Genomic DNA, 14577 nt, shown 5'->3' with positions numbered 1-14577 from the left:
ATGAAGGCCGTGCGGCTGCATGATGCGCTGGACCTGCGGGTGGAGACGGTGGACGCTCCGTCGTCCCCGCCGCCGGGCCATGTCAATCTCCGGGTGCGGGCGGCCGGCATCTGCGGCTCCGACCTTCATAATTATCGCACCGGCCAGTGGATCAGTCGGCGCCCGTCGACGGCGGGGCACGAACTTTGCGGTCGCGTCACCGCGATCGGCGAAGGGGTCAGCCACCTTGCGATCGGCGACGTGGTCGCAGCCGATTCGCGGATGTGGTGCGGTGAATGTGCCGCCTGTCGCAGTGGCCGCAGCAATGTCTGCGAAAAGCTGGGTTTCATTGGCGAGGTCTGCGACGGCGGCTTTGCCGAGGAGGTCCAGCTGCCGGCCCGGCTGCTCGTTCGCCACGACGCCGGTCTTTCGCCACGGGTCGCTGCCATGGCGGAGCCGCTCGCCGTCGCGCTCCACGCCATCCGGCGGCTCAATCCGCCCGAAGGCGAGCCGGTGCTGGTTGTCGGATGCGGTACCATCGGCGGGCTCGGCGCGCTTCTGCTGTCGCAACTGCGCAATGGGCCCTTGCTGCTCGCCGATCTCAACGCCGAGCGCGTCGAGATGGTGGCCGACGTGACCGGTGGCGTGCCGGTGGCACTCGATGCCACTGCAATCGACGCTGCGCTTGATGGAAAAAGACTACGTTTTGCGCTCGATGCCACGGGAAGCGTGCCTGCCATCGCCAAGGCGATCGACCTCCTCTCCGGCGGCGGCGCGCTGGCACTGGTCGGCATCAGCCACGGGAAGCTCGATTTCGATCCAAACATTCTGGTCGAGCGCGAGATTTCGCTGGTCGGATGCCACGCGTTCGTCGACGAGTTGCCCGAAGCCGTTGCGATGCTGCCGGGCCTCGAACCTTCGCTCACGCGCTTCTCCGAGGTGCTGGATACGCTCGATGCGGTGCCGGACGCCTATGAACGTCTCCTCAAGGGCGGTGGTTCAAGGCTGAAGACCATCGTCGAGATATCGGACTGACGCGGCCGCATGCCCCCAATACCAGGACTGGAGCTCCCAGCATGACCAAGCCCGCCAGCCGTACCGCCGAGATAAGGATGCACGCGAAGGACGCCGATGGCGCTGCAGAGGCAATGCTTGCCGACCTGCTGCGCGATCTGTTTGCGATCGAGCCGTTCAACCTCGCCATCAACCACGACCAGTACAGCTTGAATTCGCTGAACGGATTTTTCGACACCGTCGACGGCCAGTTCTTCTTCAAGTTCCATCAGGAAGAGGGCGAGGAGGCGATGACCGGCGAATACTATCGTGCCGACATCCTGGCGCGCGCCGGTCTGCCGGTGGACCAGCCGGTGCTGATGTCCGTCCTGCCGGGCGAACAGATCCTTGTCTACAAGCGGCGCACCGATCCGCGGTTCTCCGATGTGCTGCGGGCGCTCGATCTGGAGCATGACGCGCAGAAGGCGGCGCGCGCCGTCGCCGCCGAGCGAAAGCTCAACGAAGCGGTGCTCGACGTCTACCTGAAGACGCTGCATCCAGTGACCCCGCAGGAGGTTTCCGCCGAGCCCGTCCACCGGCTGTTCTTCGAGCGGCTGATCGACCCGCCGGCAGGAAGCTATCCGGGCGGCCGGCTTGCAAGCTTCTATGTCGGAAAGGACTTTGCCTTTCCCGGCGCCACGCTGGACTGGGAGGCGCTTTCCACCAGCCGCTTCGTCGTCAACGGGGTGGAGTATCGCGATACCGTCGGCCAGTTGTTCGACGAGGCTTTCGAGCGCCTGCAGCCTTCACGGCTTGCCGATGCGGGTGGCGTCACGGCGCATGGCGACGCGCACAACGCCAATGTCTGGTATCGGGAACGGGGCGGCGAGGCGACGCTTTCCTTCTTCGACCCAGCCTTCGCCGGCGAACACATTCCCACCCTGCTGGCCGAGGTGAAGACGACCTTCCACAACATCCTCGCCCACCCGCTATGGCTTTACGACCCGGCGCTGGCCGCCGAGCGGTACGAGGCGAGCGCGGCATATGCCGACGGCGTTCTTCGCGTGTCGAGCTCGTGGGAGCCAAGCCCGGTCCGCCGGCAACTGCTGGACGTCAAGGCGCAGGCCATGTGGCGGCCCCTGCTTGGGGAACTGGCGCGCCGCGGCATGTTGCCGGCCGACTGGCGGCGCGTGATCCGGCTCGGTCTGTTTCTCTGCCCGACGCTGGTGATGAACCTTCGTGCGTCGGCCACCACCCACCACAATCCGGTGTCCTCGGCCATCGGCCTGTCGATGGCGGTGATGGCCGGTAGCGAGCCCGTCGCAGGCGATGACATGCTTTCGCGTTTTTTCGATGCGATCGATCCCGGGCGCGCCTGACGGCGAGATGCCGGTTTGCCTGTCGTGATTGGAAGCCGGGTAGGAACGGTCCTCTGCGCCGCCGCCGCATTCTCCCTTCTCGGCTTGTCGATGCTCAATCGCCACTCATGACGACGCTTCAACCTCGATTTACCTATTGAGGATAAGAAGGGACACCGCCATAGATGGCGTAGCACTTCCCCAAACCCGGGTGTCCCATGTCAGAGACTTTCGATTCCGATATCTTCAATCTTGCCCCGACGGCGATGTGGATAGAGGATTTCAGCGAGGTCCAGGCCCTCTTCGACATATGGCGCTCGCAGGGCGTGACGGACATCAGGGCATTTCTGGGGGAGGACCAGAGCCGCGTCGCGGAGTGTTCCCGGCGCATCAGGGTGCTGGACGTGAACAGAAAGACGTTGGAACTCTTCGAGGCCGATGACATCGACCATCTGCGTGCCAACCTGTCGACCATTTTTCGCGACGACATGCTCAAGACGCATGTGATCGAGCTGGCCAAGCTTTTCGATGGCGAACGCGTCTTCGAGAGCACCACGTCGAACTACACGATCTCCGGCCGCCGCCTCGACATCCAGCTTCGCGGGGCCGTTCTGCCCGGCTACGAGGCTTCGCTTGGCAAACTGCTCCTGACCACCGAGGACATCACGGCGCGCGAGGATGCGCGTCGGGCGGAGGCCGAGCAGCGGCGGCATGCGGAGGGCATTTTCGAACACTCGCCGGTCTCCTTGTGGATCGAGGATTTCAGCCGGATCAGGGCGCTGCTCGAAGACATTCGAGCCCGCGGCATCGTTGATTTTCGCACCTTCATGGACGTTCATCCCGAGTTCGTGCGCCAATGCATGAGCGAGATTCGCGTCATCGACGTCAATCGCGCAACGCTTGAGCTGTTTTGCGCCACCGAGCGCAACGAGCTGCTGCAACGTCTGCGCGAGGTCTTCCGCGACGATATGGAGAAGCCATTCCGGGAGCAGCTCATGGAGCTGTGGAACGGAAACCTCCACCATCATCGCGAAGTGGTGAACTATGCGCTTGATGGCACCGTGCGGCACATCCTGCTGCATTTCTCCGTGTTTCCAGGTCACGAACGCGACTGGACGCGCGTACAGGTGGCGCTCACCGACATTACGGCGCGCAAGAAGGCGGAGGCCTATCTCGAATATCTCGGCAAGCACGATGTCCTGACCAAGCTCTATAACCGAGCCTTCTATGCCGAGGAGATCAATCGCCTTGAACGGAAGCTGCTTCGCCCCGTCTCGGTGATCATATTCGACCTCAACGGTCTGAAGGAGGCCAACGACCGGCTGGGCCACGATGCGGGCGACGCATTGCTGCGCCGGTTTGGCGAGATCCTGAATGGCGCCGTGTCCCATCCCGACTATGCCTGCCGCATCGGCGGCGACGAGTTCGCTGTCCTTATGCCCGGTGCGGATGCGAAGGGGGTGGCGACAATGACCGAAACCATCAACGAACTGCTCAAGATCAACAACCAGTTCTACTCCAGCGCTCCCTTGCGCATGTCCTATGGTGCGGCGACCAGCGAGCCTGGTGAAGCAATCGAGAACGTCATAAAGCGAGCGGACATGCAAATGTACGAGCGCAAGAGGGAGTACTACGAGGCCGATGGCGCCGGCGAGCTTGCGAAGGGTCGGTCGGCGCGGCGCGCCTGATCACCAGCCTGGATCTCCGGCAATCGTACAAGCCTTGAACTGCCGCCATCCAACCGATATCCGACGCGCATGATCGGACACGTAAAGCTATTGATAGGTTGAGCAGCATGGCCCCAGACTTTCTCGTAACGCATTCCGGCGGCTTCCATGCGGATGAGCTGCTGTCCAGCGTCATTCTCACCCGCCTTTTTCCTGCTGCTCAAATCGTACGCAGCCGCGCGCCTGAGTGGGTTACGCCGGGCAGTGACAGGATCATCTACGATGTCGGCGGCGCCTACGATCCCGGTGCCGGAATTTTCGATCACCACCAGCGCGGAGCGCCGCTGCGCGAAGACAGCCAGCCATTCAGTTCCTTTGGCCTGATCTGGCGCCAGTTCGGGCGGGGCTACCTGGAGGCCCACGGCGTGCCCGCCGCAGACATCGAAGCACTCCATGCGCGCTTCGACCTGGATTTCGTCCTTCCCGTCGACCTGATGGACAACGGCGCCGTGAGCCCATCGGGCGCCGGTGTGATGGGCAAGCTCACGCTGCCTGTCCTGCTCGAGACGCTCAAGCCCGTCTTCGACGACGAGGAGCCGGATGCCGGCGACCGCGCATTCCACGGCGCGCTGTCGATCGCTCGCAGTTTCGTGGAGGCAAGCATAAGGCAAGGTGCTGCGAAACTGCGGGCCGAAACGATCGTGATGGAGGCGATTGCGGAGACGGGAGACGGTCACGTGCTGGAGCTTCCGATGGGTATGCCCTTCCGTCCCGCGATCGTGAAGGCGGGCGCCGATCATCTGCTGTTTGTCGTGCACCCCCGCGAGAATGACTGGTGCCTGACCGGAATCCGAAGGTCCGGCGAAGGATTTGAGCTTCGCGCCGATTTGCCGTTGGCCTGGGCAGGTTTGACCGGCGCAGATCTCGCGGCGGTCTGCGGGGTAGCTGAGGCAACCTTCTGCCACAACGGTCGCTTTATCGCGGCGGCAAAGACTCGCGACGCGGTGCTGGAGATGGCACGGCTCGCCGTCGCGCAGGCTCTGCCGGCGTAATCGCCACCCGCTCGCACGGCATGAATTTGATCTGATCCGGTAGCGCGATATCGGACATGAGGCGGCGCGCAGACGCAGAAGCGGCCGCACGGCGCTGTGTCGTGCGTGTCGGAACCTGCAGACTCGTGAGGACATCCTCGGCTTGTGGATGGCAAGGATCGTCGCATGATTGACACATAGACAATATATATTATGTTTAATTGTATATCGACTTCAGCAAGGGGGAAGCCAATGAAGATCGTAGCGGTCAGCGATACGCTCTCGGTCGCGTCCCAGCCGGAAATTTCCGACTTTGCTGATTTGAAGGCAAGCGGATTCGGTGCCGTCATCAACCTTCGGCCGGATCGTGAAGCGCAGGATCAGCCCGGCAACGATGCGGAAGCCGAGGCGGCCAGACGCAACGGCATGGCCTATGCGTTCATACCCGTAACGATGGCGACCATTTCCGAGGCTGATGTGCGCGCCTTCCAGAAGGCCGTGAATGCGGCCGGAGCTCCGGTCGTGGCTCATTGCAAATCCGGTGCGCGTGCGCTGTCGCTGCACGCGATCGGAGAGGTTCTCGACGGCCGCATGAAGGCAGACGAGGTCGTGGCTTACGGCAAAAGGCTGGGCTTCGATCTGGCGGCGGCCGAAGCGTGGCTAAACCGGGAGTCGTCCCGGCGACCGCAGGTACGGGGCTTTTTTGATCCCCGCACCTATAGCGTGCAGTACGTGGTTTCCGACCCCGAGACGGGCAAATGCGCCATCATCGACCCTGTGCTGGATTTCGACGAGAAATCCGGCTCGACGGCAACGGCCAGTGCCGATGCGATCCTCGCCTATGTCAAGGAGCGGGGGCTCAGCGTCGAGTGGATCCTCGATACCCACCCGCATGCCGACCATTTCTCCGCGGCCTCCTATCTGCAGGAAAAGACCGGTGCGCCCACCGCGATTGGGGTGCGTGTCGTGGACGTGCAGCGGCTCTGGAAGGTCATCTACAACTGGCCGGAGTTTCCCGCCGACGGGTCGCAGTGGGATCGGTTGTTCGCCGATGGCGACACCTTCAAGGTCGGCCAAATTGAGGCCCGCGTGATCTTCTCGCCGGGCCATACGCTCGCTTCGATCACCTATCTCGTCGGCGATGCCGCCTTTGTCCACGACACGTTGTTCATGCCGGACAGCGGCTCGGCACGGGCGGATTTCCCGGGCGCCGATCCCCGTGTCCTCTGGAATTCGATCACGCAGATCCTGGCCCTGCCCGACGAAACCCGGCTGTTCACCGGCCACGACTACCAGCCGGGTGGCCGCGCACCGCGCTGGGAAAGCACGGTTGCCGAACAGAAGCGCGCCAATCCGCATGCCGCCGGTATTTCGGAACAGGAATTCATCGCGCTGCGAACCGCTCGCGACCGAACCCTGCCGATGCCCAAGCTCATCCTGCACGCCCTGCAGGTCAACATTCGCGGCGGGCGGCTGCCGGAGCCGGAGGCGAACGGCAAGCGTTATCTGAAGTTTCCCCTCAACGCACTGGGCGGGGCGGCATGGTGATGGACACGCCGATCACACAGGCGGCAAAGACCGGAACATCGCCCGCCGCAATGGGCGCGCGAGCGGAAGAGGTTGCCGCACTGCTCAAGACACTGGCCCATCCGGCCCGTCTGATGCTGGTCTGCACGCTTGTCGAGGGTGAGCATTCCGTTGGCGAACTGGAAGAGAGGCTCGACCTGCACCAGCCGCACCTCTCGCAGCAGTTGACCGTGTTGAGAGCGGCGGGTGTCGTTGCGACAAGGCGCGACGGCAAGCAGATCTTCTACAGCCTTGCCGAGGCGAAGGCCGCCCGACTGATCGGGGCGCTGCACGCGATTTTCTGCGCGGAGGCCATGCAATGACGGTATACCTGACTTCTCTGCTGGGCGGAATGATGATCGGGCTGGCGGCGGCGTTGCTGCTCTTGCTCAACGGGCGCATCGCCGGGGTCAGCGGCATCGTCGGAAGGCTGGCGCTCGGGATCGACCGTGCCACCAATCTGGCCTTCGTGCTCGGCCTCGTCAGCGGGCCGCTTTTCTACCGTGCCGCCTTTTCGGCGTGGCCTTTGGTGTCGATCACGGCGGGATGGCCGCTGTTGATGCTGGCCGGGCTGCTGGTCGGCTTCGGTTCGCGCATGGGCTCCGGCTGCACCAGCGGCCATGGCGTGCTGGGGCTTGCGCGGCTCTCCGTGCGCTCGATGGCGGCGGTGGCCACCTTCCTTGCGACCGGCGTTCTGGCCGTTGCCCTGCTTGAGAGTTTTACCCCATGAAGAGACATCTCGCGCAAGTCGCCACCGCGCTGGCATCGGGCAGCCTTTTCGGCTTCGGCCTCTCGTTGTCGGGGATGCTGAACCCGGCCCGTGTTCAGGGGTTCCTCGACGTCTTCGGCAACTGGGATCCCAGCCTCGCCTTTGTCCTGGGTGGTGCGGTTTGCGTTGCCTTTGCCGCCGTGCAGCTCATGAAGCGCCTTGCACATCCCGCTTTCGACGCGTCGTTCCATCTGCCGCCAAAGGGCAGGATCGATCCGCGGTTGATCATCGGGTCGGCGATCTTCGGTGCCGGATGGGGGCTTGGCGGCTTCTGCCCCGGACCGGCGATCGCATCCCTGTCGCTTGGCAGGCTCGAGCCGGTCCTGTTTGTGCTGGCGATGCTCGCGGGCATGGCGGCTCATGACAGGTTCGTTCGCGGGCGCCAATGAACCGAACCGGGTCGCCAGCCGCGATCCAGCCTGTCATGCGAAGGTGGGGGATGGCTGCGGCAAATTCGCCGGCGACCATAAGATTAACGAAGTTCTAAGCAATCGGTCTGAACCTCGTGGTGATATTGCGCCGATTCTCGCAAACGACACATCAGGAATTGCACCGACTGATCCGCATGATGATCGATTTTCTTTTTCGCCGCCTTCGCGGCACGACTGTATCGCCGTCTGCTCTGACGTCTCGCCTGGCGGCCGTGGCGCTTGCCGGGGCGCTGTTGTCCGGCTGTCTCGCGATGGACTACGAGTCCCTTTCGAAGGTCGAGCCGAAGCTGTCTTCGAAGGTCGCCGCCGAAATGTCGCGCAAGGGGATGAAGCCGGAGAGTCCCGTCCTGGTCCGCATCTTCAAGCAGGAGAGCGAGTTGGAGGTCTGGAAGGTCGACAAGAGCGGAAACTATGCGCTGTTCAAGACCTATCCGATGTGCCGCTGGTCCGGAAAACTCGGGCCGAAAACCAAGAGCGGCGACCGGCAGGCGCCGGAAGGCTTCTATCACGTCTCGGCCGGCATGCTGAACCCGAACTCCCAGTACTACGTGTCGTTCAACCTCGGCTATCCCAATCGCCTGGAATCGGCGCTTGGCTATACCGGCGAGGCGCTGATGGTGCACGGCGCCTGTTCCTCCGCCGGATGCTACGCCATGACCGACCAGGGCGTCGGCGAGATATACGCCATCGTCAGGGCAGCGCTGAAGGGCGGCCAGGAGCGGTTCCAGGTTCAGGCTTATCCGTTCCGCATGTCGGCGCAGAACATGGCGTTGCATCGCGACGATCAGAACATGTCGTTCTGGCGGACGCTCAAGGAGGGTTACGACACATTTGCCTTCACGAAGAAGCAGCCGAAGGTATCGATGTGCGGCGGGCGATACGTCTTCAACACCGAATTCGAAGGTGAAGAGCCAACAGACCCGCTCGCCCAATGCCCGCCGGTTGCCGGCCCGCCGGCGACGGAACTGACGGCGCGGATGCAGACGGAGCGGCTTAAGATCGATGCGGCTATTGCCGACGCCACTTCCTCGCCTATCTCTGCTTATGTGGACGGTGGCATGCATCCAAGCTTCCGTGCGCTGCTCAAGCAGCAGGGCCCGAAGAGGATGGCGGCCAAGGTCTCGGGAACAAAATATCCGGTCAGCCGTCCAGAGGCAGCGTTGGCTGACCCATACGCCAGCAGCAGGTAGAGGATGATGAGCATGAGCCTTGTGCACGCGAGAACGACCCGGCGGTCCTTCCTTCTCGGTGGCGCAGGGATGGCGAGCGGGGTGCTCGCCGGTTGTTCGACGGCTCCGCGCCCCACGCTTGCAGTCGCCCCGCAGCCGGTGGAAACCTCGATCTTCGCCAGCATGTACGGCGAGAAGCCGGACGAACTCTATCCGCTGCCGGCCATCCCCTATGAGAGGATCGAACCGCAGTTCCGCCGGCAGATGGTACCCGACCCGACCGGCGAGCGGCCGGGCATTCTCGTGGTCGATACCGCCAACCACTTTCTCTACCTCACCTATGACGGCGGCCAGGCGATGCGATATGGCGTCGGCCTCGGCCGCGCCGGCTTCGAATGGGAGGGTCGGGGCCAGATCCAGTACAAGCGGCAGTGGCCGCGCTGGACGCCGCCGGATGAGATGGTTGCCCGCCAGCCGGAGCTCGATCCCTACAGCATCGCCAATGGCGGGATGGAGCCGGGGCTGAACAATCCGCTGGGCGCCCGGGCTCTGTACATCTTCCAGAATGGCGAGGACACGCTCTACCGCATCCACGGCTCGCCGGAATGGTGGACGATCGGAAAATCGGTGTCGTCGGGCTGCGTGCGGATGATCAATCAGGATGTGGTCGATCTCTACGACCGAGTGCCCAACGGCACACCAATTGTCGTCACGAACTTGCTCGGTCCGAGACCCGTCGTCTGATTGCAGGCGGCGGCGCAAACCGCGCCTTCGGCGGGGAACTCAGGTCTCAGGAATGTTCTCGCGGAATATGACCTGCAGGCGCGGCGGATGGTAGTCGATCGGACGCCCTTTCGCCGTCAGGCTCAGCATCGACAACGCCTCGCGCGCCTCGACCCGCGGGTTCTGGTCGATCACCGCATCCATCACCCCGCTCAGAAGCAGCATCTTGGTATGCTCGGTCAGTTCGTGGCCGACGAAAATCACATCCTTGGCGAGGCCGGATTCGACCAGGGCCCGGCCTATGCCGGAATTGCCGGCGCCGATGTTGTAGATGCCGGCGAGGTCGGGATGACGGCGGAAGAGGGCGGTCGCCTCCTCGAAGGCGCGATCGCGGTCGTCGCGGATTTCGCGCAGCTCCACCACCTCGAGATCGGGAAATTCATCGGCGATGATGTGGCGAAAGCCCATTTCGCGCTCCTCGTGTCCCCGATACGACAGCGAACCGGCAAACAGCGCGACCTTGCGCTTGACGCCATGCCCGAGGAAACGCCCCAGCAGATAGCCGCCGAGCCGTCCTGCCGCCCGGTTGTCGATGCCGATGTAGCCGATGCGCGGCACGTGCAGAATGTCTGAGACGAGGGTGACGATCGGAACGCCGGCGGCGGAAAGCGAGCGCATCGCCTCGCGCACGGTCGGATGGTCGAGCGCGATGACGCCCACCCCCATGGTCTGTCCGTGCAGGTCGTGCAGCGTGCGCGCCAGCGTGTCCGGATTGAAGCCCTCGATGGAATGGATGCGCACATCGAGGTCTGGCCGGGTGGCAGCCTGGCTCTCCAGTTGCTGCAACAGGTTGGCAATGAAGGTGTTTGTCCCGGCGGGCAGGACGAAATCGAGCCGGACGCGGCTGTCGACGAAACCGGCCGGGGAACCGGCGCTGACATAGCCCAGCCGGCGTGCCGCATCCATCACCACTTCCCGGGTGCGTTCCTTGACGCCGGTGCGATTGTTCAGGACGCGATCGACCGTGGCGCTGGAAACGCCTGCTTCCCGGGCGATGTCAATCAGAGTCGATCGCACTGCGAATCCTTTTTGTTGAATGATGTAATTTGATGTAAATCGATGCAGCAAAGATGCAAGCCCTCCGTCGCGTTTTTCCGCGGAATCCAGTGATTTTGCGCGCCACTTTCTTGGGCCAGGTGCAAAAATCGCAAATCAAATCAGAAAAATGACGTTATAGATGGGATTTGCCGCATCGCAGACGCGGAAATGAATGATGTAAAATGATTATTTATGATGTTGACAATGATGGTGCTCAAGGTCAGTATCCCGGCAATTCGGTAGCGGAGGAATAAGTCTGCCGATGGGGAGGAACGTCATGTCAGATATTTTCCGCATGTCGCGGCGCCGGCTTCTTGCCGGTAGTGGGAAGGTGGTCGCGCTGACCGCTGTGGCCGGCATCGCGCCGCAGTTCATTCGTCCGGGCCGTGCTTTTGCAGCCGACGCGCTCGCGCCGGGTATGGTCGGAGGTCCGACGGGTTTCGACGGCGCCGAGCGCTACCAGTATGGACCCGACACGCCCGAGGGGCGGGCGATTGAGGCAGTCAAGTCGCTGAAGGGCGCCGGCAAGGCGCCGGATCGCATCGTGCTCGGCCTGTCAGATGGGTCGATCGGCCAGTTGACGCAGCCGTTCCCGGCTGGTGCGCCGTCCATCAAGGAGCTCTGGGAAAAGGAGACGGGAATCACGCTCGACATCGTCGGCGTGCCGAACGGCCAGGAGTTCACCAAGACGATGCAGGACATTTCCACCAAGGGTGGGGCGTTCGACATCTACGCCGTCGAATGGAACCGTCTGGGCGATCTCGCCGAAACCGGCGGCATCGTGGCCCTCGACGACTATGTCGCCCAGCACAAGCCGGAATGGGACGATCCCGAGCGCGGCTATGTGAACGGGCAGAGGGGCGTCTCGCTGCTGAACCAATATCGCGGCTCGACCTACGGCGTCTCGCTGGATGGCGACTTTCAGACCTGGAACTTCCGCACCGACCTCTTCAACGACGAAGCTGAAAAGAAGGCCTTCTCCGACAGGCACGGTTACGAGCTGGCACCGCCGACGACCTGGAAGCAGCTCGACGAGGTCGCCGCCTTCTTCCATCGCCCTGACAAGGGGCAGTTCGGCTGTACCGACCTGCGCAACCAGGGTTGGGGTTACACCAACTGGTACCAGCGTTTCGTCTCGATGGCCTCGCCCAACCAGTTCCTGTTTGACGACGACGGCAACCCGCTGATCAACGGCGAGGCCGGGTTCCAGGCAACCAGGGAATATGTCGACTCGCTGTCCTACCACTCGCCGGACGCGATCTCCTGGGGCTGGCCGGAACAGTACGGCAACTTCGCCAGCGGCGGGGCGGCGATGACCTGCGCCTTCTCGAACCTGCCGAAGTTTCTCGACAATCCCGGCAACCAGGGCTCCAAGGTCACCGGCAAGGTAGGCTCCATGCTGCCGCCCGGCCGCGAGGTCGACGGCCAGCTTGTCCGGCGCTCGGTGCTATGGCTCAACCTCTCGGCCTCGGTGTCCTCGCAGAGCAAGCACCCCGAGGCCTGCTACCTGCTTCTACAGTGGCTCGGCTCCAGTCGCATCTATTCCTGGATGACGGCCAATCCCGGCGGCTATTTCGATCCTTTCCAGCTGTCGAACTTCGCCGATCCGCTGGTGCGCCAGACCTATCACGACTACCACATGGATATCGTCCGCGAGACGGTGGCGCGCACCGTGCCGACCATCAACTATCCCGGTGCCACGGCCTTCCACAACGCGCTCGATGAGAACCTCGTTGCAGCGCTGACGAAGACCAAGACCCCGGAAGAGGCGATGGCCGATACCGAGCGCCAGTGGAACCGCATCGCCCGCCGCATCGGCGAGGACAAGCTTGTGGCTGCCATCAAATCCAACAAGGAGGCGTGGCCGACCGTGCTCGATCCGGTGACCGGCTGATAAGCCGGTCCACTCGACGGAACCGGAGCGGGAGCGATCCCGTCTCCGTTCCGCATGCGTGCACAGATGCTGCAGTGATATGATGAACCGCTCCGTCCCCTTTGAAATCTTCCGCTATGCGACGATCCTTCTGGCGCTGGCGATCACGCTGGTGCCGACGCTCTGGATGGCCTCGATGGCCTTCAAGCCGATCGCCGAATGGTCTGCCGCCGGCGCCGATCTGACGTGGTGGCCGAAGAACCCGACGCTCGACAATTTCCGCTTCATCTTCGGTACCTCGACCAGCGACCTGATCGTCGCGCTCGACCGCACCGCCGGCAAGCCGATCCTGTCGTCGCTGCTCTCGGCGGTCTTCGGCACGCTGATCGCCATGAGCTGCGGCACAGCCGCGGCATACGGCCTGTCGCGCTTCGGCTCGGGTCAGAACCTGCCGCTGGCGCTGATCCAGCTCAGGCTCTTCCCGCCGATGGCCGTGATGATCCCGGTCATGATCATGTGGGCCTTTCTCGGCCTGGTCGACAGCTGGTGGGGGCTGGCGCTGATCTACGGCATCGTCACGCTGCCCTTCGCCTTCTGGCTGATGAAGACCTTTTTCGACGACATGCCACGCGAGATCGAGGACGCCGCACTTGTCGAAGGCTGCTCGCGCACCCGCGTGTTCATGAAGATCACGCTGCCGATGATGCGCCCGGCACTCGCAAGCTCTGCTCTCTTCGTCTTCATCCTCAACTGGTCCGATTATCTGATCGCGCTGCTTCTGACGACGCGCGAATGGGTGACAATCCCGGTCTACATGGCCTCGCTGTCGTCCTCGATGACCGGCCAGCTCTATGGCGCGAAAGCAGCGCTCGGGCTGATCGCCGCCGTTCCTCCCGTCGTCATGGGCATCGCCATCCAGCGTCATCTCGTACGCGGCCTGACCTTCGGAGCGCTGAAGCAATGACCAGCCTCGCAACCCCGGAGAAAATGCCCATGGCGGATGCGGCTCTGAAAGACGGCGCCGCGGCTGCGGACGACGGTCGTCGCCTCGGCTTCGCACTGACGATGCCGGCCCAGGTGCTGGTGCTGTTCATCGCCGTCTTCCCGCTGCTCATGCAGCTCTATATCAGCCTGACGGACTGGTCGCCTCTGGACGGCATCGGCTGGTGGCAGGCCTATGAACTGTGGAACGGCTTTGCCAACTATACCGACCTGATGGCGGATACGCGTTTCTGGAGCGCGCTCGGCCGGACTGCGCTCGTCATGCTGATCTGCGTGCCGGCCGAATTCCTGCTCGGCCTTGGCCTTGCGATCCTGTTCATGGACGACTTCGTCGGCAAGCGCGTGTTCTACTCGATCATGCTGGTCCCGATGATGGTGGTGCCCGCGGTCGCCGGCTACATGTTCTTCATGCTGTTCCAGTCCGGCGGCCCGGTGAACGACATCCTGTCCGGCGTCACGGGGATGAACGTCTCGATCGCCTGGCTCTCTGATCCGACGACTGCGCTGATTGCGGTGATGATCGCCGACATCTGGCAGTGGACGCCGCTGATGTTCCTGATCCTGCTTGCCGGCCTCGTCGGCGTGCCGGAAGATCAGGTCCGCGCCGCGACCCTGCTGGGGGCTTCCTGGTGGCAGCGCTTCCGCACGATCGTACTGCCGAAGATGAAGACCATCATCATCATCGCGCTCGCCATCCGCGTCATCGAGAACTTCAAGATCTTCGACACGCTATACATCATGACCGGCGGCGGGCCGGGCGTGGCGACCGAAACGATCTCCGTTTACATCTACAAGGTGACGCAGCAGGACCTGATCTGGGGCTATGTGGCGGCGATCGCGCTCGTCATCCTCATCTCCCTCTCCATTCTCGTGTCGCTGGCCATCAGCCGCATGAACAAGAAGAAGGAAGCCTGAGCT

General features: G+C 63.1%; 14 protein-coding genes. 13 read left to right on the top strand and 1 reads right to left on the bottom strand.

All coding sequences use genetic code 11. The features are described from left to right. The 10 genes from CRO48_RS03655 to CRO48_RS03610 all read left to right on the top strand — a co-directional run bounded on the left by CRO48_RS03655 (position 1) and on the right by CRO48_RS03610 (position 9707). A complete protein-coding gene (locus tag CRO48_RS03655) occupies positions 1-1014 on the top strand; it encodes a zinc-dependent alcohol dehydrogenase (RefSeq protein ID WP_097136390.1) in 1014 nt (337 codons plus the stop codon). A 41-nt stretch (positions 1015-1055) separates the two neighbouring features. Beyond that, positions 1056-2351: a hypothetical protein gene (locus CRO48_RS03650; RefSeq protein WP_097136388.1), complete on the top strand. Its 1296-nt coding sequence runs from the start codon at positions 1056-1058 to the stop codon at positions 2349-2351. Between the two features lie 197 nt (positions 2352-2548). Beyond that, positions 2549-4018, top strand: coding sequence for a sensor domain-containing diguanylate cyclase (locus CRO48_RS03645; RefSeq protein WP_097136386.1), 1470 nt, complete (start codon positions 2549-2551; stop codon positions 4016-4018). A 107-nt stretch (positions 4019-4125) separates the two neighbouring features. Further along, entirely contained in the window at positions 4126-5049 is a 924-nt protein-coding gene (locus CRO48_RS03640; RefSeq protein ID WP_097136384.1) for an MYG1 family protein, read from the top strand. A gap of 231 nt (positions 5050-5280) precedes the next feature. Further along, positions 5281-6576 carry a bifunctional sulfur transferase/dioxygenase Blh gene (gene blh / locus CRO48_RS03635; RefSeq protein WP_097136382.1) on the top strand — a complete coding sequence of 432 codons (1296 nt, stop codon included), beginning with the start codon at positions 5281-5283 and terminating at the stop codon, positions 6574-6576. Continuing rightward, positions 6570-6917, top strand: coding sequence for a sulfite-sensing transcriptional repressor BigR (bigR, locus tag CRO48_RS03630; protein WP_407071886.1), 348 nt, complete (start codon positions 6570-6572; stop codon positions 6915-6917). The genes blh and bigR overlap by 7 nt, the downstream gene beginning before the upstream one ends. Continuing rightward, positions 6914-7324, top strand: a complete 411-nt coding sequence (locus CRO48_RS03625) for a YeeE/YedE family protein (protein ID WP_097136380.1) — start codon at positions 6914-6916, stop codon at positions 7322-7324. Before bigR ends, CRO48_RS03625 begins: the two co-directional genes overlap by 4 nt. Next, the gene (locus CRO48_RS03620; protein WP_097136379.1) at positions 7321-7752 is read left to right on the top strand and encodes a YeeE/YedE family protein; all 432 of its coding nucleotides are present in this window, start codon (positions 7321-7323) and stop codon (positions 7750-7752) included. Before CRO48_RS03625 ends, CRO48_RS03620 begins: the two co-directional genes overlap by 4 nt. 179 nt (positions 7753-7931) lie before the next feature. Further along, positions 7932-8984, top strand: a complete 1053-nt coding sequence (locus tag CRO48_RS03615; protein WP_245423412.1) for a L,D-transpeptidase family protein — start codon at positions 7932-7934, stop codon at positions 8982-8984. 6 nt (positions 8985-8990) lie between these two features. Next, the gene (locus CRO48_RS03610; protein ID WP_210201968.1) at positions 8991-9707 is read left to right on the top strand and encodes a L,D-transpeptidase; all 717 of its coding nucleotides are present in this window, start codon (positions 8991-8993) and stop codon (positions 9705-9707) included. A 39-nt stretch (positions 9708-9746) separates the two neighbouring features. Here CRO48_RS03610 and CRO48_RS03605 read toward each other — a convergent pair whose 3' ends face one another. Then, positions 9747-10763, bottom strand: a complete 1017-nt coding sequence (locus CRO48_RS03605; RefSeq protein ID WP_097136376.1) for a LacI family DNA-binding transcriptional regulator — start codon at positions 10761-10763, stop codon at positions 9747-9749. 298 nt (positions 10764-11061) lie between these two features. Here CRO48_RS03605 and CRO48_RS03600 point away from each other — a divergent pair, with 298 nt between their 5' ends. The 3 genes from CRO48_RS03600 (at position 11062) to CRO48_RS03590 (ending at position 14574) form a co-directional block, all read left to right on the top strand. Next, positions 11062-12678 (top strand): extracellular solute-binding protein, encoded by a 1617-nt coding sequence (locus CRO48_RS03600; protein WP_097136375.1) that lies wholly within the window; start codon positions 11062-11064, stop codon positions 12676-12678. A gap of 82 nt (positions 12679-12760) precedes the next feature. Continuing rightward, positions 12761-13621 carry a carbohydrate ABC transporter permease gene (locus CRO48_RS03595; RefSeq protein ID WP_097136760.1) on the top strand — a complete coding sequence of 287 codons (861 nt, stop codon included), beginning with the start codon at positions 12761-12763 and terminating at the stop codon, positions 13619-13621. A gap of 23 nt (positions 13622-13644) precedes the next feature. Next, positions 13645-14574: a carbohydrate ABC transporter permease gene (locus CRO48_RS03590; RefSeq protein ID WP_097136374.1), complete on the top strand. Its 930-nt coding sequence runs from the start codon at positions 13645-13647 to the stop codon at positions 14572-14574. The last annotated feature ends 3 nt before the right edge of the window (positions 14575-14577 follow it).

The organism is Rhizobium subbaraonis, from assembly GCF_900220975.1.
Taxonomy (GTDB): domain Bacteria; phylum Pseudomonadota; class Alphaproteobacteria; order Rhizobiales; family Rhizobiaceae; genus Mycoplana; species Mycoplana subbaraonis.
The sequence above is the reverse complement of the archived record's forward strand: the minus strand, read 5'-3'. Positions and strand labels throughout refer to the sequence as shown.